This window comes from Streptomyces sp. NPDC104367 (assembly GCF_055583825.1).
The window spans coordinates 63,701-86,486 of record NZ_JBVJND010000028.1 but is presented as its reverse complement, the minus strand read 5'-3'; the positions used below and the strand labels follow the sequence as shown (position 1 = coordinate 86,486).

Annotated in this window: 19 protein-coding genes and 1 riboswitch; of the genes, 11 read left to right on the top strand and 8 right to left on the bottom strand. The window is 73.2% G+C overall.

Going from position 1 to position 22,786, the window contains the following annotated elements:
* The first annotated feature begins 51 nt into the window (after positions 1–51).
* A complete protein-coding gene (locus tag ACZ619_RS33630; RefSeq protein WP_469607096.1) occupies positions 52–1,407 on the top strand; it encodes an SWIM zinc finger family protein in 1,356 nt (451 codons plus the stop codon).
* A gap of 34 nt (positions 1,408–1,441) precedes the next feature.
* Positions 1,442–3,052 carry a DUF5691 domain-containing protein gene (locus ACZ619_RS33625; protein WP_469607093.1) on the top strand — a complete coding sequence of 537 codons (1,611 nt, stop codon included), beginning with the start codon at positions 1,442–1,444 and terminating at the stop codon, positions 3,050–3,052.
* Here the strand turns inward: ACZ619_RS33625 and ACZ619_RS33620 are convergent.
* Complete coding sequence (locus tag ACZ619_RS33620) at positions 3,049–3,465, bottom strand: cobalamin B12-binding domain-containing protein (protein ID WP_469607091.1); 417 nt, start codon at positions 3,463–3,465, stop codon at positions 3,049–3,051. The two genes, ACZ619_RS33625 and ACZ619_RS33620, sit on opposite strands and share 4 nt — an antisense overlap.
* 316 nt (positions 3,466–3,781) lie before the next feature.
* On the opposite strand from ACZ619_RS33620, the gene ACZ619_RS33615 reads away from it, so the two are divergent.
* The gene (locus ACZ619_RS33615) at positions 3,782–4,645 is read left to right on the top strand and encodes an esterase/lipase family protein (RefSeq protein ID WP_469607087.1); all 864 of its coding nucleotides are present in this window, start codon (positions 3,782–3,784) and stop codon (positions 4,643–4,645) included.
* Between the two features lie 356 nt (positions 4,646–5,001).
* Positions 5,002–6,564: a M23 family metallopeptidase gene (locus ACZ619_RS33610; protein WP_469607084.1), complete on the top strand. Its 1,563-nt coding sequence runs from the start codon at positions 5,002–5,004 to the stop codon at positions 6,562–6,564.
* 64 nt (positions 6,565–6,628) lie between these two features.
* Here ACZ619_RS33610 and pcrA read toward each other — a convergent pair whose 3' ends face one another.
* On the bottom strand, positions 6,629–9,115 hold the full coding sequence (gene pcrA / locus ACZ619_RS33605) for a DNA helicase PcrA (protein ID WP_469607079.1): 2,487 nt from the start codon (positions 9,113–9,115) through the stop codon (positions 6,629–6,631).
* Between the two features lie 323 nt (positions 9,116–9,438).
* A riboswitch (cyclic di-AMP (ydaO/yuaA leader) is annotated at positions 9,439–9,610 on the top strand.
* An 8-nt stretch (positions 9,611–9,618) separates the two neighbouring features.
* Between pcrA and ACZ619_RS33600 the strand changes: the two genes are divergently transcribed.
* Together ACZ619_RS33600 and ACZ619_RS33595 are read left to right on the top strand one after the other, a co-directional pair.
* On the top strand, positions 9,619–10,755 hold the full coding sequence (locus ACZ619_RS33600) for a C40 family peptidase (RefSeq protein ID WP_469607076.1): 1,137 nt from the start codon (positions 9,619–9,621) through the stop codon (positions 10,753–10,755).
* A gap of 460 nt (positions 10,756–11,215) precedes the next feature.
* Positions 11,216–12,184, top strand: coding sequence for a tellurite resistance/C4-dicarboxylate transporter family protein (locus tag ACZ619_RS33595; RefSeq protein ID WP_469607071.1), 969 nt, complete (start codon positions 11,216–11,218; stop codon positions 12,182–12,184).
* A 3-nt stretch (positions 12,185–12,187) separates the two neighbouring features.
* Here the strand turns inward: ACZ619_RS33595 and ACZ619_RS33590 are convergent, their stop codons facing one another.
* Positions 12,188–12,541, bottom strand: coding sequence for a hypothetical protein (locus ACZ619_RS33590; RefSeq protein WP_469607068.1), 354 nt, complete (start codon positions 12,539–12,541; stop codon positions 12,188–12,190).
* A 474-nt stretch (positions 12,542–13,015) separates the two neighbouring features.
* On the opposite strand from ACZ619_RS33590, the gene ACZ619_RS33585 reads away from it, so the two are divergent.
* Positions 13,016–14,077: a C40 family peptidase gene (locus tag ACZ619_RS33585; RefSeq protein WP_469607065.1), complete on the top strand. Its 1,062-nt coding sequence runs from the start codon at positions 13,016–13,018 to the stop codon at positions 14,075–14,077.
* A gap of 101 nt (positions 14,078–14,178) precedes the next feature.
* Here ACZ619_RS33585 and ACZ619_RS33580 read toward each other — a convergent pair whose 3' ends face one another.
* Both ACZ619_RS33580 and ACZ619_RS33575 read right to left on the bottom strand, forming a co-directional pair.
* Entirely contained in the window at positions 14,179–14,892 is a 714-nt protein-coding gene (locus tag ACZ619_RS33580; protein ID WP_469607061.1) for a LuxR C-terminal-related transcriptional regulator, read from the bottom strand.
* Positions 14,889–16,181 carry an ATP-binding protein gene (locus tag ACZ619_RS33575; protein ID WP_469607059.1) on the bottom strand — a complete coding sequence of 431 codons (1,293 nt, stop codon included), beginning with the start codon at positions 16,179–16,181 and terminating at the stop codon, positions 14,889–14,891. Before ACZ619_RS33575 ends, ACZ619_RS33580 begins: the two co-directional genes overlap by 4 nt.
* A gap of 210 nt (positions 16,182–16,391) precedes the next feature.
* Between ACZ619_RS33575 and ACZ619_RS33570 the strand changes: the two genes are divergently transcribed.
* Together ACZ619_RS33570 and ACZ619_RS33565 are read left to right on the top strand one after the other, a co-directional pair.
* The gene (locus ACZ619_RS33570; protein ID WP_469607055.1) at positions 16,392–17,831 is read left to right on the top strand and encodes a PspC domain-containing protein; all 1,440 of its coding nucleotides are present in this window, start codon (positions 16,392–16,394) and stop codon (positions 17,829–17,831) included.
* Positions 17,818–18,054, top strand: coding sequence for a hypothetical protein (locus ACZ619_RS33565; protein ID WP_469607051.1), 237 nt, complete (start codon positions 17,818–17,820; stop codon positions 18,052–18,054). The genes ACZ619_RS33570 and ACZ619_RS33565 overlap by 14 nt, the downstream gene beginning before the upstream one ends.
* A 52-nt stretch (positions 18,055–18,106) precedes the next feature.
* Here ACZ619_RS33565 and ACZ619_RS33560 read toward each other — a convergent pair whose 3' ends face one another.
* Positions 18,107–18,646 (bottom strand): DoxX family protein, encoded by a 540-nt coding sequence (locus ACZ619_RS33560; RefSeq protein ID WP_469607049.1) that lies wholly within the window; start codon positions 18,644–18,646, stop codon positions 18,107–18,109.
* A gap of 289 nt (positions 18,647–18,935) precedes the next feature.
* Positions 18,936–20,213: a hypothetical protein gene (locus ACZ619_RS33555; RefSeq protein ID WP_469607046.1), complete on the bottom strand. Its 1,278-nt coding sequence runs from the start codon at positions 20,211–20,213 to the stop codon at positions 18,936–18,938.
* Positions 20,214–20,401: 188 nt separating this feature from the next.
* On the opposite strand from ACZ619_RS33555, the gene ACZ619_RS33550 reads away from it, so the two are divergent.
* Entirely contained in the window at positions 20,402–21,346 is a 945-nt protein-coding gene (locus ACZ619_RS33550) for a DUF4429 domain-containing protein (protein WP_469607044.1), read from the top strand.
* Here ACZ619_RS33550 and ACZ619_RS33545 read toward each other — a convergent pair.
* Positions 21,343–22,137, bottom strand: a complete 795-nt coding sequence (locus tag ACZ619_RS33545; RefSeq protein ID WP_469607041.1) for a class II aldolase/adducin family protein — start codon at positions 22,135–22,137, stop codon at positions 21,343–21,345. The two genes, ACZ619_RS33550 and ACZ619_RS33545, sit on opposite strands and share 4 nt — an antisense overlap.
* A 139-nt stretch (positions 22,138–22,276) precedes the next feature.
* On the opposite strand from ACZ619_RS33545, the gene ACZ619_RS33540 reads away from it, so the two are divergent.
* Complete coding sequence (locus tag ACZ619_RS33540) at positions 22,277–22,786, top strand: pyridoxamine 5'-phosphate oxidase family protein (RefSeq protein ID WP_469607039.1); 510 nt, start codon at positions 22,277–22,279, stop codon at positions 22,784–22,786.

The following is a 22,786-nucleotide window of genomic DNA, read 5'->3' as shown; positions in this document are numbered from 1 at the left end:
CATACGTGCTCGCCGGGGCGATTGTCAGTGGCGGGATCTACCTTCGATGACATGACTCAGCAGGGGGTGCGCTGGAGTGCGGACCAGGTGCTGGCACTGGCTCCTGACGTCGCGTCACGCAAGGCGGGAAGCAGACTCGGGGCGGCCGGGCCGTGGTCCGGGGCGGGGAGTTGCGAGGAGGGGACGGTATGGGGCCTGTGCAAGGGCAGCGGCAGCAAGCCGTACCAGACGATCGTGGACGTCGCGGACCCGGCCGGGCCCGCGTACAAGTGCAGTTGTCCGAGCCGGAAGTTCCCGTGCAAGCACGCCCTCGGACTGCTCCTGCTCTGGGCGGGCGGGGACGACGCGGTGCCGACGGTGGAGCAGCCGCCGGACTGGGCGGAGCAGTGGATCGGCGGGCGGCGCAAGCGGGCCGAGGACAGGCGTCCGGCGGGCGGCGGGGGTGCCGCGGCCGCCGCTGATCCCGAGGCGGCCCGGCGCCGGGCGGAGAAGCGGGCCGAGCGGGTCACGGCGGGCGCCACGGAGCTGGAGCAGCGCCTGTCCGACCTGCTGCGCGGCGGCCTGGCCGCGGCCGAGCAGGCGGGGTACGGGCTGTGGGAGGAGACGGCGGCCCGCATGGTCGACGCCCAGGCCCCCGGCCTGGCGGCCCGGGTCCGGGAGCTGGGCGCCGTACCCGCCTCCGGGCCCGGCTGGCCGGTGCGGCTGCTGGAGGAGTGCGCGCTGCTGCACCTGCTCGTCCAGGGCTGGCTGCGCCGCGACCGGCTCCCGGAGGACCTCGCGGCCACGGTCCGCTCCCGCATCGGCCTGCCCGCCGCCGCGGACGGTCCGCCGGTGCGGGACCGCTGGCTGGTCCTCGCCCAGTACGACACGGTGGACGTGAAGCTGACGACCCGCCGGATCTGGCTGCACGGCACCGACTCGGGCCGTACGGCGCTGCTCCTCTCCTACGGGGCGGCCGGCCGCGCCCCCGAGCTGGCGCTGCCGGTCGGCCTCGCCCTGGAGGCCGAGCTGTCCGCCTACGCCGGGGCGGGCCGGCACCGAGCGGCGCTGGGCGAGCGGTTCGCCGCGCCCGCGCCGCTCGGGACGCGCCCGCCCGGTGCGACCGCGGCACGGGCGGCCGCCCGCTACGGGGAGGCGCTGCGCGAGGACCCGTGGCTGGACTCCGTGCCGGTGACCCTGGACCGGGTCGTGCCCGTCCCGGACGGCGGCTCGTGGCAACTGGCCGACGCCGAGGGCGAGTCGGCGCTGCCGCTGTCCCCCGTCGCCCGCTCCCGGCCGGGTCTGTGGCGGCTGGTGGCGCTCTCCGGCGGCGCCCCGGTCACCGTCTTCGGCGAATGCGGCCACCAGGGCTTCACCCCGCTGACCGCCTGGCCGGAGGGGGCGGGCGAGGCGGTGCCGCTGTGCTGACCCGACCCGGACCACTTCAGAGAGAGGGAACCCCGTGACCACCGCTTGGGAGGATCTCGTCACCACGGCCCTGCTGGGCACGGACCGGCGGCCGCCCGCGGCCGCCGGGACCGGCCGTGAGGCTCCGGTGGCCCTGCTGGACGAGGCGGCCGTGGCGACCGTGCGACGACGGGCCGGACTGCGGGCCGCGCGGGCCGCACAGCGCCCCGAACCGGCCCCCGAGGACCCGCGCCCCGCGCTGCCGGCCGCGGCGGCTCGCAGGCTGGCGATGCTGCTGTCCGACCGTCCGGGCACCGGCGGCGGCCGCCGGGGCAGCTCGCCCGACCTGGTGGAGCTGCTGCCGCAGTGGCTCGCGGCGGCCAACGCGCGCGGTTTCGCCGCTCCCCCGCAGACGCTGCCCGCGCTGCTCGACGCGGCCCGGGGCCGCACCGACCTGCGGCCGGCCGCGCTGGCCTTCGCCGGACCGCGCGCGCTGTGGCTGGCCCGGCTCAACCAGGACTGGCGGTTCGCCCTGCGCGCGGCCCCGGGCGGCGGCACCGTGCTGCCCGGCCCGCAGGACACCGACGGGACGGGGCGGTTGTGGCAGGAGGGACTGTTCGCGGAGCGGGTCGCCCTGCTGGCGGCGGTGCGGGCCCGGGCTCCGGAGGAGGCACGCGAGTTGCTGGCCGGGACCTGGGCGACGGAGCGCGCCGAGGACCGGCTGATGTTCCTCGACTCGCTGCGCACGGGACTGGCCGCCGGGGACGAGCCGTTCCTGGAGCAGGCGCTGTCGGACCGGAGCCGCAACGTGCGGACGACGGCGGCGGAGTTGCTGTCCGCGCTGCCGGGTTCGGCGCTGGCCGGGCGGATGGCGGTGCGTGCCGGGGCGTGCGTGGCCCTCGACCGCACCGGGGACCGACCGGCGATCGCGGTGGAGGCGCCGCCGGAGTGCGACGCGGGGATGGAGCGCGACGGGGTGGTGGCCAAGCCGCCCACGGGCCGTGGCGAACGGTCCTGGTGGCTCGGGCAGTTGGTGGAGGCCACGCCGCTGGACACCTGGCCGGCGCGGCTCGGCGGCCGGAGCGCCGGGGAGATCGTGGCGATGCCGGTGGCGGACGGCTGGCAGGGCGAACTGCACGCGGCCTGGTGCCGGGCGGCGGTACGGCAGCGGGACGCCGAGTGGGCGAGAGCGCTGCTCGGGGTGCCGGCGGCACCGGAGGCGGCCGGTCCGGGGGCGGTGTCCCTGGCCGAGCGGGCCAAGCTGCTGGGCACGCTGGCGGGGGCCGAGCGGGCCGGCTGGGTGGCCGGCTTCATCGCGGCGCACGGCCTGTCCGAGGCGTTCCAGCTGCTCGGCGTCTGCGCCGTGCCGTGGTCCGCGCCGCTCGGCCGCGCGGTGGTGGACGCCCTCGACATCGCCCGGGACGCGGGCAGTTACCCCTGGAGCTTCAGCGGCGTGATGGGTCTGGCCGAGCGCTGCCTGGACCCGGCGGAGGCATCCCGGCTGGACGGCCTGCTGGCGACCCCCGACGAACGCGAGGACGCGTCGCCCGGCGCCGGAGGCTACTGGGCGGAGGCGTTCCAGCGCCTGGTGACGACACTGGGACTGAGAGCGGCGATGCTCTCGGAGCTGGCGGACGACCGCTCGGCGGCGCCCCCCGCCGCCTAGGCCTGCGTCGGCTGCCGGACGTTCTCCCGTACCCACTCCACGATCGACGTCGTGGTCGCGCCCGGGGTGAAGATCGCGGCGACGCCCTTCTCCTTGAGGGGGGCGATGTCGTCCTCGGGGATGATGCCGCCGCCGAAGACGAGGATGTCCTCGGCCTCGCGCTGCCTGAGCAGGTCGATGACCGCGGCGAAGAGGGTGTTGTGGGCGCCGGACAGGATGGAGAGGCCGATCGCGTCGGCGTCCTCCTGGATGGCCGTGTCGACGATCTGCTCCGGCGTCTGGTGGAGCCCGGTGTAGATCACCTCCATGCCGGCGTCGCGCAGCGCCCGCGCGATGACCTTGGCCCCGCGGTCGTGGCCGTCGAGCCCCGGCTTGGCCACCACCACGCGGATCGGACCGGCTGTCACACCCATCACTGCCTCCATGACCACGAAGCGAACGCTCACATATCAGTCCGTACCGAGAAGTACCGCACATTCGGCGCGTTCCGCTACCCGTCCCAAGTGAACGAACGTTATCTCCAGCATCGCTCAACCGGCAGTTTCGCGGAGGTTACCGAGGGGGAAATCACACACAGTGGGACACGTCGGGGAGCCGCAGCGTGCTCCGCGGGGGCACCAGGGGCACGCGACGCGGCCCGTCGCGCTGCCCGCGCCGCCTCCGCTCGGCCGCCCATGAGCGCACACGGGGGACAGAGGCGTCCTGCGCGTGCCGACAGGAGGTCGGCCGATGAAGGTCACCGGGATACTGGAGCCCCTTCTCCCGCTCTGCCGCCGCCTCCTGCCGGGCAGACTCACCGACCTGTCGCTGGCCCTGCTGAAGTCGACCGCCCTGGAAGCGGCCGTCCTGGCCGGACATCTGCTGCTCTACCCGACCGGCCTCACCCCGGAGCGCCGCTCCCCCGCCCCGCCCTCCCCGCCCGTCCCGGGTGACGGCACGGCCCGGCTGCCGGTCCGCGCGGCTCCGCCGGTCGTCCTGCTGCACGGCTTCATCGACAACCGCTCGGTCTTCGTCCTGCTGCGCCGCGCCCTCGCCCAGCATGGCGGCCAGCGCGTCGAGTCGCTCAACTACTCGCCGCTGACCTGCGACATCCGTACCGCGGCCGAGCTGCTCGGCCGCCACATAGAGGAGATCTGCGAGCGCACCGGCAGCCACCGGGTCGACATCGTGGGGCACAGCCTCGGCGGCCTGATCGCCCGCTACTACGTCCAGCGCCTCGGCGGCGACCTGCGGGTCCGCACCCTGGTGACGCTCGGCACCCCGCACTCCGGGACCCGGGTCGTGCCGCTCGCCGACGCGCATCCGATCGTGCGCCAGATGCGCCCCGGTTCGGAGGTGATCGAGGAGCTGACCCGGCCCGCGCCCGGCTGCGGCACCCGGTTCGTCAGCTTCTGGAGCGACCTCGACTCGGTGATGGAGCCGGTCGAGACGGCCCGTATCGACCACCCGGACCTGATGGCCACGAACGTGCGCGTGACGGGCATCGGGCACCTCGCCCTGCCCGTGCACCCGGCGATCGCGACCGGCATACGGCAGGCGCTGGACGAGACCGTCCCCGAGGAACGGACGGCCGGCGGACTGACGGTGGCGTGACCGGAGCGCCCGGCGCACGCCGAGGGCGCTCCGGGTACACGACGGCGGGCGCGAGGGCGGACTCGCGGGCGGGCCCGGGCCGGGCGCGGGAACGAACCGGATGACCGGGGCATTCGGGCCGGATCGGGCGGGCAACGGCCGTCCGGCGCAACCGAATCGAGGGCGCCCGCCCCGGTCCAATCTCGAACACTCATCGAACACAAGGCCAAACCCGCGCCCGTCGTCCCCCGAAACACGGCCGAATGCCCGTTTCCCGAAACCGCGAAACCTGCCGAAGATTGTCGCGCCCTCATACCGCCGGGTACAGTCGCCGCACTGCTCTGGCAGCCCCTGTTGTCGAGGCGAAAGAGAAGTTGGTGAACGACCGTCACCCGTCGGGGACCATGACCACCCCGGCTCCGGCTTCCGACGCCGGCCAGGCGCACTACGCGCCGTACGGCACACAGGAAGCCCAGTACGGCGACTTCACCGCATACGGCGACCACACCGCCGCCGCCTTCCACAGCGATCCGCTCTTCGGCAACCTCCCGGGCGAGGCCCAGCCCACCGGCGCGTACGACACCACGCAGTGGCAGACCGCCGGCGGCCAGACGCCGGACTACGACCCGTACGCGGCCCAGCAGCACGCCGCCCACGCCGCTCAGGCCGCCTACGACTCCGGTGCCTACGACAGCACCTCCTGGACGGTCCCGCCGCAGGCGACGACCACGGACACCAGCGGCCACTGGGACGCCAACGCCTGGCTCCAGCCCGACCAGTCCGCCATGGCAGGCGCGACCCAGCAGTGGGAGTGGGGCACCCAGGCCTTCGACACCGGCGCGTACGACGCCACGCAGTGGAACTCCGACGGCACCCCGGCGACGCCCCCGGCCGAGCAGCCCGAACAGGCCGCCTACGAGGAGACGCCGTACGAGGAGACGCCGTACGGGGACACGTCGTACGGGGACGCGACGCACGAGAGCGCCTCGTACGAGGACACGGCGTACGGCGAGGCGGCCTACGACGACGGGACCTACGGCGAGGCGGCCTACGACGGGACGCCGTACGACGAGGCTTCCGCGGGTGACGGCGAGTTGACGGCCACCGGTGAGCTACCCGCAGTAACGCCACTGCTGGACGACCAGGAGGAGGTAGCCCCGGCCGGTCCGGCCCCGGCGACCCGCTCCGGCTCCCGCGCGGCGGCTCGTTCCCGGCGCCGTACGCCTCCCAAGCGCTCCGCGCTGCTGACCATCGCCGTGCCGTCCGCGTGCGTGATGGGCGTGGCCGGGATCGCGGTCGCCTCCGTCGGCACCTTCGGCGACGACGGCAAGGAGACCACCGCCACCGCCTCCGACGCGCAGTCGGTGAAGCCGTCCGTCGCCAACAGCAAGCTGGACGCGCAGCTGAAGACGCTCTCGGCGGGCGCCGACGACTTCGCCGACCGGGCCAGCCGCACCCAGGAACGCATCGACCTCAAGACGCAGCAGGAGACCGAGAAGAAGAAGGCGGCGGCGGAGGCGGCCCGCAAGGAGCGGCTGCGCCCCAAGTACGCCCTGCCGGTCGCGCAGAAGGGGCTGAGCGCCTACTTCGGCCAGGCCGGCGTCAACTGGATGTCCGTCCACACGGGCATCGACTTCCCGGTCTCGTACGGCACGACGGTGATGGCCGCGACCGACGGCGTCGTCTCCACCAAGTGGAACAGCGCCTACGGCAACATGATGATCGTGACGGCGAAGGACGGCACGGAGACGTGGTACTGCCACCTCTCGTCGTACCGCGTCGCCGCCGGTACGACCGTGAAGGCCGGCGACGCGATCGCCTACTCGGGCAACTCCGGCAACTCCACCGGACCGCACCTGCACTTCGAGGTACGGCCGGCCGGCGGCTCCGCCATAGACCCGCTGCCGTGGCTGCGCAGCCACGGACTCGACCCGACCTGACGCGACCCGGCCGGCCGTGACCGGCGGCCCCGCCGCGGCGGGGCCCGGTGCCTCGGCTCTCTCCCTACAGCTTCTCGACCGGCGCGTACCGCAGCAGCAGCCGCTTCGGCTTGGTGTCGCCGAAGTCGACCGTCGCCTCCGCGTTCGCGCCCGTGCCCTTCACCCCGACGACCGTGCCCAGGCCGAACTGGTCGTGGGTGACGCGGTCGCCGACGGCCAGCGAGACCACCGGCTTCTCCGCGGTCCGCCGGGTGGCGAAGCCGGACGCGCCCGACGCCGAGGAGCGCGAGCGGGCCGAGGAGAGCGAGGCCGCCACGCCCGACGCGGGCCCGGAGGACACCGGCGCCATCGCCCCGGTCCGCTTCCACTCCAGATACGTGCCCGGGATCTCCTCCAGGAAGCGCGAGGGCGGGTTGTACGACGGCTGGCCCCAGGCGCTGCGCATCGTCGAGCGCGTGAGGTACAGCCGCTCCCGCGCGCGCGTGATGCCGACGTACGCGAGACGCCGCTCCTCCTCCAGCTCCTTGGTCTGGCCGAGGGCGCGCATGTGCGGGAAGACGCCGTCCTCCATGCCGGTCAGGAAGACCACCGGGAACTCGAGGCCCTTGGCGGTGTGCAGGGTCATCAGGGTGATGACGCCGTCGCCGTTCTCGTCGTCGTCGGGGATCTGGTCGGAGTCGGCGACCAGGGCCACCCGCTCCAGGAAGGCGGCGAGCCCGGCGGGCTGCTCGCCCTCACCCGTCTCCTGCTCGAACTCCAGCGCGACGGCGGCGAGTTCCTGGAGGTTCTCGATCCGGGTCTCGTCCTGCGGGTCGGTGGAGGCCTGGAGCTCGGCGAGGTAGCCGGTGCGTTCGAGGACGGCTTCGAGGACGGTCGCGGGTCCCGCGCCGGACTCGACGATGGTGCGCAGGTCGTCCATCAGCGTGTTGAACCGCTTGACCGCGTTCGTCGACCGCGCGGCCATGCCGTAGGCCTCGTCCACGCGCTTGAGCGCCTGCGGGAAGCTGATCTTCTCGCGCTGCGAGAGCGCGTCGATCATCGCCTCCGCGCGGTCGCCGATACCGCGCTTGGGCACGTTGAGGATGCGGCGCAGCGGGACCGAGTCCTCCGGGTTGGCCAGCACCCTCAGGTAGGCGAGGACGTCCCGGACCTCCTTGCGCTCGTAGAAGCGGACGCCGCCGACGACCTTGTAGGGCAGGCCGACGCGGATGAAGATCTCCTCGAAGACACGGGACTGCGCGTTGGTCCGGTAGAAGACGGCGACATCGCCCGCCTTGGCCTCGCCCGCGTCCGTCAGACGGTCTATCTCGTCGGCGACGAACTGCGCCTCGTCGTGCTCGGTGTCGGCGACGTAGCCGGTGATCTGCGCGCCCGCGCCCGCGTTGGTCCACAGGTTCTTGGGGCGGCGGGACTCGTTGCGCTCGATGACCGCGTTGGCGGCGGACAGGATCGTCTGCGTGGAGCGGTAGTTCTGCTCCAGCAGGATCGTCGTCGCGTTCGGGTAGTCCTCCTCGAACTGGAGGATGTTGCGGATCGTCGCGCCCCGGAAGGCGTAGATCGACTGGTCGGCGTCACCCACCACACACAGTTCGGCGGGGGGCAGGTCGCCCTCGCCCGGCGGTACGTCGGCGGGATGCCCGCAGGTGCCGACGAGTTCGCGCACGAGCGCGTACTGGGCGTGGTTGGTGTCCTGGTACTCGTCGACCAGGACGTGCCGGAAGCGGCGGCGGTAGTGCTCCGCGACGTCCGGGAAGGCGCGCAGCAGGTTGACCGTCGTCATGATCAGGTCGTCGAAGTCGAGGGCGTTCGCCTCGCGCAGCCGCGACTGGTAGAGGGCGTAGGCCTGGGCGAGGGTCTTCTCGAAGCCGTCGCTCGCCTGGGCGGCGAAGTCCTCCTCGTCGACCAGCTCGTTCTTCAGGTTGCTGATCTTGGCGCTGAACGACTTCGGCGGATAGCGCTTGGGGTCGAGGTCCAGGTCGCGGCAGACCAGGGCCATGAGCCGCTTGGAGTCGGCCGCGTCGTAGATCGAGAAGGAGGAGGTGAAGCCGAGCTTCTTGCTCTCCCTGCGCAGGATCCGCACGCACGCGCTGTGGAACGTCATCACCCACATCGCGTTGGCGCGCGGGCCGACGAGGTGCTCGACGCGCTCCTTCATCTCACCGGCGGCCTTGTTGGTGAAGGTGATCGCGAGGATCTGGCCGGGGTGCACATGGCGCTCGCCGAGCAGGTGGGCGATGCGGTGGGTGAGCACGCGCGTCTTGCCGGAGCCCGCGCCGGCCACGATGAGCAGCGGGGAACCGGCGTGCACGACGGCCGCCCGCTGGTTGTCGTTCAGCCCCTCCAGGAGCGCGGCCGGGTCCAGCGCCGGGCGGGCGGCGCCGTCGCGGTAGTACGCGTCCCGGTCCGGGGGCGCGTCGAACTGCCCGTCGAACAGATCGTCCGGAATCGGCTCCGGTACGTGCTCGTCCTCGGGCGGCGGCGGGGGTTCCTCCTCGTGGCCGCGCGGGGGCTGGAGGCTCGCCAGGAAGCTGTCGTCAAAGAGGCTGCTCATCGCTCTCCGAGTCTAGGGCGCCCCACTGACAACCGGCTCCCACCCCGGAAACTCCACCCCGTCACCCGCCAGAATCACCCCGTCACGGTCGGCGACCAGGCATCCTTCACATCCGCGGGCCGCCCGCCTCGACGCCCGGACCACCGACCCCCTCCGGACAATCGACCCCAAACCATCCCCGATCAACCCATCACCGGGAACCGCAACACCAAGGTCACGAAAATGTATCGGGCATATCGCACATCAACCTTCACACGGACCACGCGAGTTGGCTAGCGTGCCGGGCAGGCCGTACGACACCCACCGGCGAACGTCGCCGGGCCGCACGGCCTCCGCCGAGTCCGGCGCGCCGCCGCGCATCCGGAGCCGGGGACCCACACCGACCTTGGGGTGAATCGGTCCCAACTCCCGGCCGGGAGAAGACCGTAGGGCAACCCTTCCGAACCACCCGCCCGAACCCGACAGCTAACTCGGTAGGCGGATCATGGAAGGAGTCGCCTCCGTTGGCGTCGCACCGCAAGTCACGCCCCTCGGGAACGCGCGTAGCAGGCATACGCACGCCCGCCCTGGCCACCGCCGCCCTCACCTCCGTCGCCCTGCTCTCCCAGACGGCCAACGCCGCGCCCTCGGAGGACGGCAAGCCGAGCCTGGAGGAGGTGGAGAAGAAGGTCAACGCCCTCTACCGGCAGGCCGAGTCGGCAACCGAGGACTACAACGCCGCCAAGGAGAAGACCGGCAAGCAGCGCAAGCAGGTCGACCGGCTCCTCGACGACGTCGCCAAGCGCACGGACCGGCTGAACAAGGCGCGTGAGCAGCTGGGGTCGTTCGCCGCGGCCCAGTACCGCACCGGGGCCAGCGCCCCCGACACCGCGACCTTCCTGCTCGCGGACAGTCCGCAGGACTACTTCGACCAGACCCAGCTGATGAGCCGGCTGACCTCGCGCCAGAAGGACGCGGTCGACGACTACGTCACCCAGCAGACCGCGACCATGAAGAAGCGCCAGGAGGCCACCGAGAGCCTCCAGTCGCTCACCGAGACGCAGGACGACCTCAAGACCGCCAAGACCACCGTCCAGACGAAGCTGGCCGCCGCGCGGAAGCTGCTGTCGCAGCTGAACGCCGAGGAGAAGGCGCGGCTCGCGGAGATCGAGAAGAAGCAGCAGGAGGAGGCGGCGCGCAAGGCGGCGGAGCTCGCCAAGGAGCAGGCTGCGGCCGAGAAGGACACGGCGTCCTCGTCGTCCTCGTCGTCCTCGACCTCGACGTCGAGCAGTTCCTCCTACGCCACGAAGGCCGCCAAGGCGATCGCCTTCGCCCGCGCGCAGATCGGCAAGCCGTACGTCTGGGGCGCCACCGGTCCCGGCTCCTACGACTGCTCCGGCCTCACCCAGGCCGCCTGGAAGGCCGCGGGCGTCACCCTCCCGCGCACCACCTACCTCCAGGTCGACGCCGGCACCACCGTCTCCCTCGCCGACGCCCAGCCCGGCGACCTCGTCTTCTTCTACGACGACGTCAGCCACGTCGGCATCTACATCGGCAACGGCATGATGATCCACGCCCCGAAGCCCGGCGCCTATGTCCGCGAGGAGTCGATCTACTACGGCGGCGAATCAATCATCCACAGCGTGGTCCGCCCGGCCTGAGGGAGGCGCGGGGCCGAGGGGGCGCGGAACACGGGTGCGGAGCGCACAGCGACCACTCCGCGCCCGGCGCCCCACTTCCAGCACACGCCGGGCGCCCGCCTCCGGCCCCCGCGCCCACCGTCCCGCGCGGACACGGGGCCGAGCGCGGGAGCGCGGAACACGGGCACAGGGCGCACAGCGACCGCTCCGCGCCCGGCGCGCACCCTCGCGGCACACCACCGCAGCGCCCGCCCCCACCTCTCGCCCGCGCCCGCCGGCCCGCACGCGCCCCAAGAGCCCCGCCCGCACCCGCCGCCCTCGCACACGCCCCACCTCCGCTCCCCCGCGCTCCCGCTCCACAAGAGCCCCGCGCACCTTCGCCGCTCGCGCCCCGCCTCCTCATCCCTCGCCCGCGCGGTTTTCCGGGGCACGCGCGCGTGGCCTGTTCGTGTGGGGGCCAGGGCTCCCTAGCATCGGCGGTATGTCTGGTATTTCCGCCCGTCGCGCCTGGTGGGCGCAGCGTCCGCCGGCGGCCGGGGCCGCTGTGATGGCCACCGGCATCATGTCGGTGGGGCTGCATCTGGCGGGGGCGGAGACCTTGTCCGTGGTCATGCTGGTGCTGGCCTGTCTGGCGTGGGCGGGGCTGGCCGCCGACTTCGTCACCCGGCTGACGCTCGACCGCGGTCGCTGGGTGTCGGAGGCGAAGACACCGGGCGCGCTCACCGCCGTGGCCGCGACGACGGTGCTGGGGACGCGGTTCTCGCTGCTCGGCCTGCAACCCCTCGCCGAGGCCCTGCTCGCGCTGTCGGTGGTGCTGTGGCCACCGCTGCTCGTCATGGTCGTACGGCACTGGAAGGAGCGGATGCCCGGCGCCGTGTTCCTGGGCTGTGTGGCCACACAGGGGCTCACCGTGCTCGGCGCGGTACTGGCGGCGGCGCTCACCACGGCATGGCTCGCGCACCTGGCGCTGGTGCTGTTCTGGCTGGGGCTGGCGATGTACGGGCTGGCCGTGCCCCGCTTCGAGTGGCGGCAGATCGCGCAGGGCCCCGGCGACCAGTGGATCGCGGGCGGCGCGCTCGCGATCTCGGCACTGGCCGGGGCGAAGCTGCTGGCCGCCGACAGCGCGCGCCTGTACCTGTGGAACGACGACGACCGGGGCGTCCTGCGCACGGTGACCGTGGCGCTGCTGATCCTGGACCTGGCCTGGTACGTCGTCCTGCTCGCCGCCGAGCTCGCCTGGCCCCGGCCGGGCTACGACGTACGCCGGTGGGCGACCGTGTTCCCGATGGGGATGACGGCGGCGGCGACGCTGTCCGTCATGGCCGCCGTCGGCGGCGCGTGGCTGAAGTGGCCGGGCGAGGCGCTGGTCTGGATCGCGCTGCTGGCCTGGCTGGCGGTGGCCGCCGGGGCGACGGCGGCCGCCCGCGCCGCGCTCAGGACGGCCCCCTGAGGGTCACGTCCACAGCACGGCGATGAAGATGTTCGCCACGGTCAGCAGGCCGACCAGGCCGAAGGCGCCCTTCTCGACCTTCTCGTCGTCCCGTTTCACGTAGACGAGTCCGAGGATCACGATCAGCAGGGCGAGCTTGACGCCGATCTTGATGCTGTTGACGTGGTGGCCGTTCGCCTCGTTGAGGCCGACCAGGATCACGCCGGTGGCGAGCATGGTGAACGCGCCGTGCAGCATCCCCGGGACGAACCGGGCCGTGCCCTGGCCCATCGCCTTCATCTGGGTGAGGAAGCCGCCGAGGAGCGCGGCGATGCCGATGATGTGCAGGCCTACGAAGAGATGGATGAGTACGTCCATGGTTGCGGAGCCTAATCAGGGTCCCGGGTGGAACCCGGCACCGCCCCCTCCCTGGGCGCCCGCGGCCGCGCGGCCCCGCGGGGCCGCATATATGCACCCCATAGCAGCCCGTAGCTCCCGTCCGCCCCGGAACCACCTCTTCGGTCATCGCGCCCCTGAAGCCGACGGCTCCGGCCCGGAATCCCGGTCGCATACCGCCAGATAACGATCCGGTCACGCCAATACCGCGCATCGCGTTACCCGGCCGACACAACCGGGCCTAGCGTCCTGCCCCAGGTGACCGACTCCCCACCGCCGCCCGGGCCAGGGGCGGCAGTCGGACACCACCGCCGAGAAAGTCCGGCGGCGGCGCGCTCCCCCTGTGCGGGCCGCCGCCGGACGCGTGATCCGCTCCCCCGCGGCCGTACGTGCGCTCCCCCTGGCGTTCGTGCTGACGACCAGGCGGTCCCGTACGAAAGGACGTGACAGGTCCAGGTGGCAGCCCACCGCAAGCCCCGACAACGCTCGCTCGGCGGTCATACGGCCCGCACGGCCGCCACCCTCGCCCTGGCGGGCGCGGCCACCGCGACCGCCTTCGAAGGGACCGGACTCGCCGAGCCGCAACTGACACCGGCCCAGGTGAAGGCCAAGGTGGACAGGCTGTACCAGGAGGCCGAGACGGCCACCCAGAAGTACGACGGCGCCAAGGACAAGGCCGACGCGGCCCAGGGGCGGCTGAGGTCGCTGCAGGACGAGACCGCCCGCAAGCAGGAGAAGCTCAACTCCGCCCGGGACGCGCTCGGTGCGCTGGCGGCCGCGCAGTACCGCGACGGCGGTATCGACCCGGCCTGGCAACTGGCCCTCTCCAGCGACCCCGACCGGTACCTGGACGGAGCCGCCTTCGCCGAACGGGCCGGCGACCGGCAGGCCGGTGCGGTCGCCCGGGTGCGCGGGCAGCTGCGGGAGATCGAGCAACTGCGCGGCGCGGCCCATCTCGAACTGACGTCACTGCGGTCCCGGCAGGCCGAGCTGAAACGGCAGAAGGCCGCCATCAACGGCAAGCTGGACGAGGCCCGGCAGCTGCTGTCCCGGCTGTCGCCGCGGCAGCGGGCGGCCGTCACGGCGGACGGCGCCCCCGGCTCCCGCGCCTCCCGTTCGGCCCCGGACGGCCGCGCGTCCCTCGGCACGGGCCGCGTCGCCGCCTCCGACTCCCGCGCGGCGGCCGCCGTCGCCTACGCCTACTCGAAGCTCGGCAGTCCCTACATCTGGGGCGCGACCGGCCCCGACGCCTTCGACTGCTCCGGCCTCGCCCAGGCCGCCTACCGCTCCGCGGGCGTCTCCATCCCCCGCACCACCTACGCCCAGATCAACGCCGGCCGGCGCGTCTCCCGCTCCGAACTCCAGCCGGGCGACCTGGTGTTCTTCTACTCGGGCATCAGCCACGTGGGCATCTACATCGGCAACGGCCAGATGATCCACGCTCCCAACCCGTCGGCCCCGGTGCGGATCGCCCCCGTCGACGAGATGCCGTTCGCGGGCGCCACCCGGATCGTCTGAGCAGCCCTGAGAGACAGAGGCCGAGACCGAGAGCCCGAAACCCTGAGAAGCCCGAGCCCCCGAGCCCCGAGGCCTTGAGGTCCCGCAGGCTGTCAGCCCTCTCAGACCAGGCGGCGCGCGGTCGCCCAGCGGGTCAGCTCGTGCCGGTTGGACAGCTGCAACTTCCGCAGGACCGCCGACACATGGGACTCGACCGTCTTCACGGAGATGAACAGCTGCTTGGCGATCTCCTTGTAGGCGTAACCGCGGGCGATGAGGCGCAGCACCTCGCGCTCGCGCTGGGTGAGGCGGTCGAGGTCCTCGTCGACCGGCGGGGCGTCGGTGGAGGCGAAGGCGTCCAGGACGAACCCGGCGAGCCGCGGGGAGAAGACTGCGTCGCCCTCCTGGACCCGGAAGACCGAGTCGACCAGGTCGGTGCCGGTGATCGTCTTGGTGACGTAGCCGCGGGCGCCGCCCCGGATCACGCCGATCACGTCCTCGGCGGCGTCCGACACGGACAGCGCGAGGAAGCGCACCGGCCGCTCGGCGTCCCCCATCAACGGCGCGCACCGGCGCAGCACTTCGACCCCGCCGCCGCCAGGGAGGTGCACGTCGAGCAGGACCACCTCGGGCCGGGTCGCGGTGATCACCGTGACCGCCTGGTCGACGTCGGCCGCCTCCCCGACCACCTCGACGCCGGTCTGCTCGGTCCGGCCGATCTCGGCCTGGACGCCCGTACGGAACATCCGGTGGTCGTCGACGAGGACCACACGCACCCGGCGCCCGGCCTCCTCCGTGCCGTCCGCCGGTCCGTTCGCCTCGGTCGCGTCGCTCATGACGTCCTCTCCGCCCTCTCCATCTCCAGCTCGACCTCCGTGCCGCCGCCCGGCACGGACCGCAGCCGCGCCGTGCCGCCGTTGCGCTCCATACGGCCGATGATCGATTCTCTGACACCCATCCGGTCTGCGGGTATCGAATCGAGGTCGAAGCCGGGACCGCGGTCGCGCACGGACACGAAGACCGTCTTCCCCTCGACCTCGGCGTAGACCTGGACGGCGCCGCCCTCGCCACCGTACTTGGCGGCGTTCACCATCGCCTCGCGCGCGGCCTGCATCTGTGCTCCCGTCCCCTCGTCGAGCGGGCAGTCCCCGACCACCACGACCTCGATGGGGACGCCGTGCTTGTCCTCCACCTCCGCGGCGTTGCGCCGGACCGCGTCGGCGAGGGTGCTGGGTTCGTCGGCCTCGTCCTTGCCGGTGCCCTCGGGCTTGTAGAGCCAGGTGCGCAGGTCGCGCTCCTGGGCGCGGGCGAGGCGGCGCACCTCGTTCGCGTTCTCCGCGTTGCGCTGGATCAGGGTCAGGGTGTGCAGCACGGAATCGTGGACGTGGGCGGCGACCTCGGCGCGCTCCTGGGCGCGGATGCGCATCAGCCGCTCCTCGGAGAGGTCCTGGGTCATCCGGACCAGGTACGGGCCGGCGAGCAGGGTGATGCCGACGACCACGGCGAGCGCGGCCTGGAGCACCGCGCCGATGTGCGCGGCGGAGCCCTGCATGACGAAGACGCCCGAGACGCCCGCGGTGACGAGCAGTACGCCGAGGCCCGCGCGCACCAGCGACAGCGTGCGGCGCCGGCTGCCGACCTCGACCCAGCGGGCCCGGCGGGCGTTGTCCGCCTGGCGCCAGACCAGGGCGACACCGGCGGCGACCAGGACCGTGGGCACGAGGTAGGCCTTGGCACCGCTGGTCAGGTTGACGCTGCCCACGAACACCATGGACACGACGACCATGAGGAGCAGGGCGACGATCTGGCCCCGGTCCGGCTTGCGGGCGACGAGTCTGCGGCGGCCGTCGGCCGAGGTCTCGGTGGCGACCAGCGACGGCGGCTTCTGGCCGCCGACCCCGCCGACGCCGAGGGGGACGAAGAACCAGAACGCCGCGTACAGCAGCGCGCCGAGACCGTTGGCCATGAACAGGCCGACGAAGACGAGCCGCACCCAGACGACGGGCAGGCCGAGATGCCCGGCGAGGCCCCGCGCCACTCCGCCGAGCCAGCGGCCGTCGCTGCTGCGGTAGAGCTTGCGCGGCGGCCGCGGGTCGTCGAGGGGCACTGCTGCGGCTTCCGGCATGCCATCGATGTTCACACGCCGGGAGTTGAGGAGCATCAGGGTCGGCCCCCGAGACTCCCCTGATCTTCGCTTGATCTTCGCTTCTTCCCGCCGCGGACCCCGGCGCATCTCCGCTCGGACGCCTCCCGGGCCGGCCTCAGGGCCGATTTCAGGGTTCGGCCAGGGTCATCCCGACTGCCGCGGGGGCGGCCCGGCCGTCACCATGGACTCATGACTGATCACGAGCACGCCGCGACGGGTCCGGGACCCGGCCCCGGCCCGCGGCCCGCACCGGGCACCGGGCCGTCGGATGCCGCGTCCGCCGCGGCGGGGGCGACCGGGCCGGGGGCGACCGCGCCGGGGGCCGGTGCGACCGGCGCCGGAGCGGACGCGGCCGGCGGGACGCCGGCCGGATTCCGGCGCGATCGGCGGCACAAGATGATCGCGGGCGTGTGCGCGGGACTCGGCCGCCACACCGACCTGGACCCGGTGATCTTCCGCATCACCCTGGCCGTGCTGGCCGCGACCGGCGGCATCGGCCTCCTCTTCTACGGCTTCGCCTGGCTCTTCGTGCCCTACGAGGACAAGGAGGAGAACGAGGTCCGCAAGCTGCTGACCGGCCGGGTCGACGGACAGGCGCTGACGGCCGTGCTGTTCGCGCTGGTCGGCTGCGGAGTGCTGCTGACGATGATCAAGAACGGCCAGGTGCTGGCGTTCGCGGTCGTCCTCTCCCTGCTGCTGGCGGGCGCCGGGTACTGGTCGCGTCGGCGCGACGCCCCCGATCCCGACCCGCTGGCCGCGCAGGCCGTGGCCGACGCCCCGCCGGAGGCGCAGGCGCCTCCGGTGTCGGTCTCCTTCCCTTCCTGGTGGCGCGACCCGATCGTGAAGGACGGCACGCATGTCGGGGGCACCGGCTACCTGTGGGGCCCGGACTCGGCCCGCGGCAGGTACACGCCGGGACTCGACGTCCGCCTCGGCACCCCGTGGGTCCACGGCCAGGGCGCACGCGAGCGGCACGGCGCGCCCCCGAAGCCGCGGGGGCCGCGCTGGATCGGCGGCTGGATCTTCCTGTTCGCCCTGCTGGCGGGCGGCCTGGGCACGGGCCTGACCTGGGACACGCACCCGCTGGGCACCAGCCTCCAGACCGGGCTGGCCTGCGCGCTGATCGTGTTCGGCCTGGGCACGGCGGTCAGCTCGTTCCTGGGGCGTACGGGGGCGGGCTCGCTGTTCCTGGCGCTCGTCACGGCGGCGCTGCTCGCGGGGGCGACGGCCGTGCCCTCCGACATCGGCACGCACTGGACGCGGGCGGCCTGGGCACCGGCCACGGCGGCCCAGGTGCGGTCGGCGTACGACCTGGGGACGGGCGAGGCCACGCTGGACCTGACCCGTGTGCGGGTCGCCGGCGGGCGGACGGTGTCGACGGCGGCCGAGGTGGGGGCGGGCCGGCTGAGGATCCTGGTGCCGGCGGACGCGACCGTGCGGATGAGCATCGACGTGGGGGTGGGCGACATCCAGCTGCCCGGTGACGACAAGAAGGACGTGGACGTGGAGCCGGGCCGGCACAAGGACGTGACGCTGACACCCGTGAGCGGCGCGAAGAAGGCGGGGACGCTCGACCTGGACCTCCGGGTCGGCGTGGGACAGGTGGAGGTGACCCGTGCTGCGGCATGAGTTCCAGCCCGGGCGGCTGATCCTGGGCGTCTTCCTGACGGCGGCGGGAATCGCCTACGCGGGTGACGCGGGCGGCTGGTGGCGGACCGAGTGGTTCGCGGTCATCCCGGTGACGGTGGCCGGCCTCTTCCTGGCGGGCGTGGCGGCGACCCTGACCCGTGCGATACGCAAGCGACGCCGCATCCGCAGCGGAGCCAGGGCCACGGAACCCCAGAGCCCCTGAGGCCCCTCAGTCCCTCAGGGCTACCGCCCCGGAGGGCTACGACTCCAAAGGGCTACAGACCCAGCGAGGCCCGTGCCGAGCGGTGTCGGCGGCGGGCACGGAGGATCGCGTCCAGGGAGAGGTAGGGGGCGCCGGCCAGCACCAGGGGGAGCCAGGCCATCAGGTAGGCGAGGTCGTTGCCGTAGTAGTACGGCGACGAGGACCAGCTCACGGTCAGCCAGAGGCTGAGCGAGATCAGGGCGCCGCCGAGCGCGGCCAGACGGGCCAGCAGGCCGAAGAGGGTGCCGAGGCCGACGGCCAGTTCGCCGATGGCGATCGCGGTGCCGAAGCCGACGGGGTTCTTCAGCGCCAGGTCGACCAGGGCCGGGATGGCGGAGGAGTCGCGGACGGCGCGCATGGTGTCGCCGATGGAGCCGGAGCCGCCGGACTTCAGGAAGGCGCTGTCGGTGAGCTTGTCCAGGCCGGCGTAGATGAAGGTGACGCCCAGGAAGATCCGCAGGGGAAGGAGGGCGTATCGGGTGGCGATGTCCCGCAGACCGCGGTCACCGTCGAGATACGAGGAGTGCGTGTCCGTACGAATGCCGTGAGTCATCGCCAGTGTCCGCCTCTCGCCGCTGTGCTCAGGGCCCCTCAACAGACCATACGTACGACATCCGGGGCCCGCTCAACCCTCTCCCGAAGGTTTTTCCGAATTTCGGCGGGTCCCGGCCGCCCGTGGCTGGTGGGAGAGGGGGCGGGGCGGGGAGAGAGGGACCACGAGCCCGAAGAGGTGAAGGCGGCGGTGGCGGCGGTCCAACCGCCGGCCCGCTCACCGGCACCCCGGCCGGCCCTGGCACCCCGACCCAGCTCCCGGCCCCCGGACCTCGGACCCGCAGGTGCCCTCAGTCGGTCACTTCGACGACACAGCGGTTGGTGGCCACCCCGGCCGCCGTCACCACCTGGACCTCGACCCAGCCGGGTTCCACGTCGGCCGGCACGGGGACGGTGAGGGTGGTGTCCGTGGGGTTGCTGAAGCCGCCAATGACGGGGACCAGCGGGACGTGGACGTTGACGGCGCCGATGCGGACGACCATCCGGGAGAGGCGGTCGGCGCTCTGGGCGCCGGGCGGGACGAAGCCGGTGCCGCGGATCTCGATGTCGTCGCCGGTGCGGATCGGGGCGTCGAGGTCACCGGCCTCGCGGGAGCGGACGACGGAGAGGATCACCGGGCGGCCGCCGTCGGCGTACTTGCCGGCGAGGTAGGTCGCGGCGGAGATCAGGACCACCGTCGCGAGGCCCCAGGGCAGGTCGGGGAGCTGGTCGGGGCGGCGGGCGAGGCGTACCGCGGCGAAGACGAGGGCGACGGCGCTGATGACGACGTACTGGATGTCGGCGAAGGTGCCCCGGCCGGCGTCGTCGGTGAGCAGGTCGGCCGCGCGGGGGCGGTGGGCGCGCACCTTCTGCAGTCGCTGGCCGAGGATGCGCAGGCCCACCACCCGGCGCACCAGGACGGCGATGCCGCAGACCACGGCGAGGACGGTCACCGCGCCGGCGCCGCGGGCGAGGTCGAGGCCGGAGATGAGGGCGTCGCGTTCGGCGGGAGAGGAGGCGGCGGCCAGCCGGCCGGCCAGGACGAGGACGGCGTAGGCGACGAAGAGGACCCAGGAGGCGGCGACGGTGCGGGAGGTGGACATGCGGTTGTCCTCGCCGATCACGGGGGCGAGCACGCCCCCGCGGGCGCGGTGGAACCAGGAGGCCGTGGTGAGGGCCAGGGCCACGATCAGGGCGGCGAGCAGGCCGGCGGTGCGGGCGCTGGTCCAGCCCGTGCCGATCGCGGTGAGGGACTGGGTGAGGAGCATGATCACGACGGCGGCCCAGACGGTGCACGCGGTGCGCAGCCAGAGGCGGGAGAGCCAGGCCCCGCCCTCGGCGCGGCCGCGTTCGGCGACGGTCTCGGCGGACTGGGTCAGCTCCTCGGAGACCCACTGGCGGGAGGCGGAGGCCGAGTGGGCCACCGCCGCGGGCACTCCGTGTCCGGCCGCGAACTCGTCGCGTTTGAGGAGGAATTCGGCGACCGCCCGGCGGTGCCCCTCGCGCGCCCCGTGCGGGCAGTCCCCGCACGCGCAGCCGCCTCCGTGGGCACCCGGACCGGTGCCCTGCCTCGCCTCCTGCACCGCCACGCCCGACGCCTGCCTTCCCCACGCCCGAGGCACGACGGTGTGCGGCCCGCCCGGGACCGGATCATGCCGTGCAACTCCCCTGTGTCGAGAGCGAATTGTGCCCTACGCCACGCAGTCCGCGTGCGGCGGGCTGGTCACGGCGAGTGAAGGTACGGCCGACCAGTTGACCGGACTGCGAGAATTGCCCCATGGCCGAGATCATCCAGCGGGACGGGACCTGGGCGTTCGACGGCAGCACGGTCCGGATCACGCCGGGGCGCCACCGCTGCGTACCGCTGTTCCGGCGGACGTACGGGGAGATCGCCGTACCCCTGGAGGCGGTGTCGGGGGTGGTGTACGAGCCGGAGCGCAGGCGGGGGCGGCTGCGGATGCGGCTGCGGGAGGGCGCGGATCCTCTGTTGCAGGCGACGGGCGGGCGGCTGCCGGAGGGAGCGGACCCGTACCGGCTGACGGTGGACGGGGACCGGTCCGGGGTGGCCGAGTACGTGGTGCGGGAGATCCGGCAGTCGCTGCTGCTGGACCAGGTCCCGGTGGAGCCCGCGACGTCGTATCTGCTGCCGGGGCCGCCGGTGCCGGTGTCGGTGCGGTCCTCGGACGGCACGGTGTCGTTCGACGGTACGCAGGTCCGGATCGACTGGGCCGACACCTCGGACAGGGTGAAGCGGGCGACCGGGCCGCGGATCATCGGCGTCGGCGATCTGGTGCGGGTGGAGTGGTTGCCCAACTCCGGTCACGAGGACGGCTTCCTGCGGTTCGTGACCCGGGAGACGGTGTTCTCGAAGCTGCCGGCCGAGCGCGACCCGTACGCGCTCGACCTGTGGGGCAGTGTCCGCCGCGACCTGCTGACGGCGCTGGTCGCGGCGGCGGTCACGGCCCGGCTGCCGCATCCCTCGGCCCGGCCGGCCCCGGAACGCGACGCCCTGGACCGCAACGCCCCGAGCCGGAGCGACGGGAACGGCCGGGACGACCGGGACGGCCGGGACGGGCCGTCGGCGGCCGTGCCGCGTCAGTCGGCCGGTCACCACGACGTACTGCTGCGCAGGCTGAGGGAGTTGGGCGATCTGCACCGGGACGGGGTGCTCACGGACGAGGAGTTCGCGATGACGAAGGCGGCCGTGCTGCGGAGCTTCTAGCTCAGCAGGTCCGGTTCGCTGCGGCTGATGTCCTGCCACAGGGGCTGGTAGTTGATCCAGGCCACCAGGTCGCCGCCGAGCTGTTCGCGGGTGGCGACGGCCAGTTTGTGGTCGATGAGCAGCGGGCGGCCGGCGGCCTTGGCGGCCAGCTGGACCTGCGCGGACTTCTCCATGGACAGGAACCACCAGGCGGCCGCGTCCACCGAGTCGCCGACGGTCAGCAGCCCGTGGTTGCGCAGCACCAGGGCCTTGCGGGAGCCGAGGGCGGTCGCGATGCGGCGGCCTTCCTCGGCGTCGACGGCGACTCCGGTGTAGGCGTCGTAGAGGGCGTGGTCCTCGTAGAAGGCGCAGCTCTCCTGGCTGATCGGGTCGAGCAGGTCGCCGAGGGCGGACAGGGCGCGGCCGTGCACGGAGTGGCAGTGGGCGACGGCGACGACGTCCGGGCGGGCCGCGTGCACCTGGGCGTGGACGGTGAAGGCGGCCTGGTTGACGTGGTAGCGGCCCTCGATCACCTGGCCGTCCTGGTTGGCGAGGACGAGGTCGCTCACGGTGACGTGCTTGAACGGCATGCCGAACGGGTTGACCCAGAAACAGTTCGAGTATTCGGGGTCGCGGGCGGTGATGTGTCCGGACACCCCGTCCTCGAGTCCGGTCCGGCCGAAGATCCGCAGCGCACCCGCGAGCCGCTCCTTGCGGTGCCGGCGCTCGTCGTCGAGCGAGTCGTGCATCGGCGGCATCGCGAACCGGAGCTGGTCGGTGGGCAGTGGCAGGGGCGGAGTCGGCCCGTGCATAGGTCCTCCTGCACTGGGTGTGTGTTACGGGCGGAAGTTACCGCCGGTCAGCGCAGGAAAACAGAGCTGTTCTGTAAAGATGACGCGCGCGAGCAATTCACGACAGAAGATGTCGGGTATCGGCACCAGACTGGCTCGCATGACACGCGCAACCCGTACGACCGGAACAGCCGGTGCCGACTGGGCGGACTTCGCCGCCGCGGCGCCCGACCTCGCCCACATCGTCGCGGAGCGGTTCGCCGCCCACCGCCACCACGTCCTGGCGACCCTGCGCGCGGACGGCTCGCCCCGCACCTCCGGACTGGAGGTCCGATTCCTGGACGGCGGGCTCTGGCTCGGCATGATGCCGGCCTCGGTGAAGGCGCTGGACCTGCTCCGCGACCCGCGGTTCGCGCTCCAGGCGAATCCCGGGGACGGCACCGCGATGAGCGGCGGCGGGGACGTGCGGATCGGCGGCCGGGCGTACGAGGTGACGGACCCGGCGGTGAAGCGGGCGTACGAGAAAGAGGTGGAACCGCCCGAGGGGCCGTTCCACCTCTTCCGGACCGAGCTGACGGAGGTCGTGCGGACCTGCGTCGAGGACGACATGTATCTGGTCGTCCAGGCCTGGCGGCCCGGCGGGCCGGTGCGCACGGTCCGGCGCACCTGA

Coding starts and splice junctions, on each gene's coding strand:
- ACZ619_RS33630 (WP_469607096.1), top strand. CDS start 52: ATGACTCAGCAGGGGGTGCGCTGGAGTGCGGACCAGGTGCTGGCACTG.
- ACZ619_RS33620 (WP_469607091.1), bottom strand. CDS start 3,465: ATGGGTGTGACAGCCGGTCCGATCCGCGTGGTGGTGGCCAAGCCGGGG.
- ACZ619_RS33615 (WP_469607087.1), top strand. CDS start 3,782: ATGAAGGTCACCGGGATACTGGAGCCCCTTCTCCCGCTCTGCCGCCGC.
- pcrA (WP_469607079.1), bottom strand. CDS start 9,115: ATGAGCAGCCTCTTTGACGACAGCTTCCTGGCGAGCCTCCAGCCCCCG.
- ACZ619_RS33595 (WP_469607071.1), top strand. CDS start 11,216: ATGTCTGGTATTTCCGCCCGTCGCGCCTGGTGGGCGCAGCGTCCGCCG.
- ACZ619_RS33590 (WP_469607068.1), bottom strand. CDS start 12,541: ATGGACGTACTCATCCATCTCTTCGTAGGCCTGCACATCATCGGCATC.
- ACZ619_RS33580 (WP_469607061.1), bottom strand. CDS start 14,892: ATGAGCGACGCGACCGAGGCGAACGGACCGGCGGACGGCACGGAGGAG.
- ACZ619_RS33575 (WP_469607059.1), bottom strand. CDS start 16,181: ATGCCGGAAGCCGCAGCAGTGCCCCTCGACGACCCGCGGCCGCCGCGC.
- ACZ619_RS33570 (WP_469607055.1), top strand. CDS start 16,392: ATGACTGATCACGAGCACGCCGCGACGGGTCCGGGACCCGGCCCCGGC.
- ACZ619_RS33560 (WP_469607049.1), bottom strand. CDS start 18,646: ATGACTCACGGCATTCGTACGGACACGCACTCCTCGTATCTCGACGGT.
- ACZ619_RS33550 (WP_469607044.1), top strand. CDS start 20,402: ATGGCCGAGATCATCCAGCGGGACGGGACCTGGGCGTTCGACGGCAGC.
- ACZ619_RS33545 (WP_469607041.1), bottom strand. CDS start 22,137: ATGCACGGGCCGACTCCGCCCCTGCCACTGCCCACCGACCAGCTCCGG.
- ACZ619_RS33540 (WP_469607039.1), top strand. CDS start 22,277: ATGACACGCGCAACCCGTACGACCGGAACAGCCGGTGCCGACTGGGCG.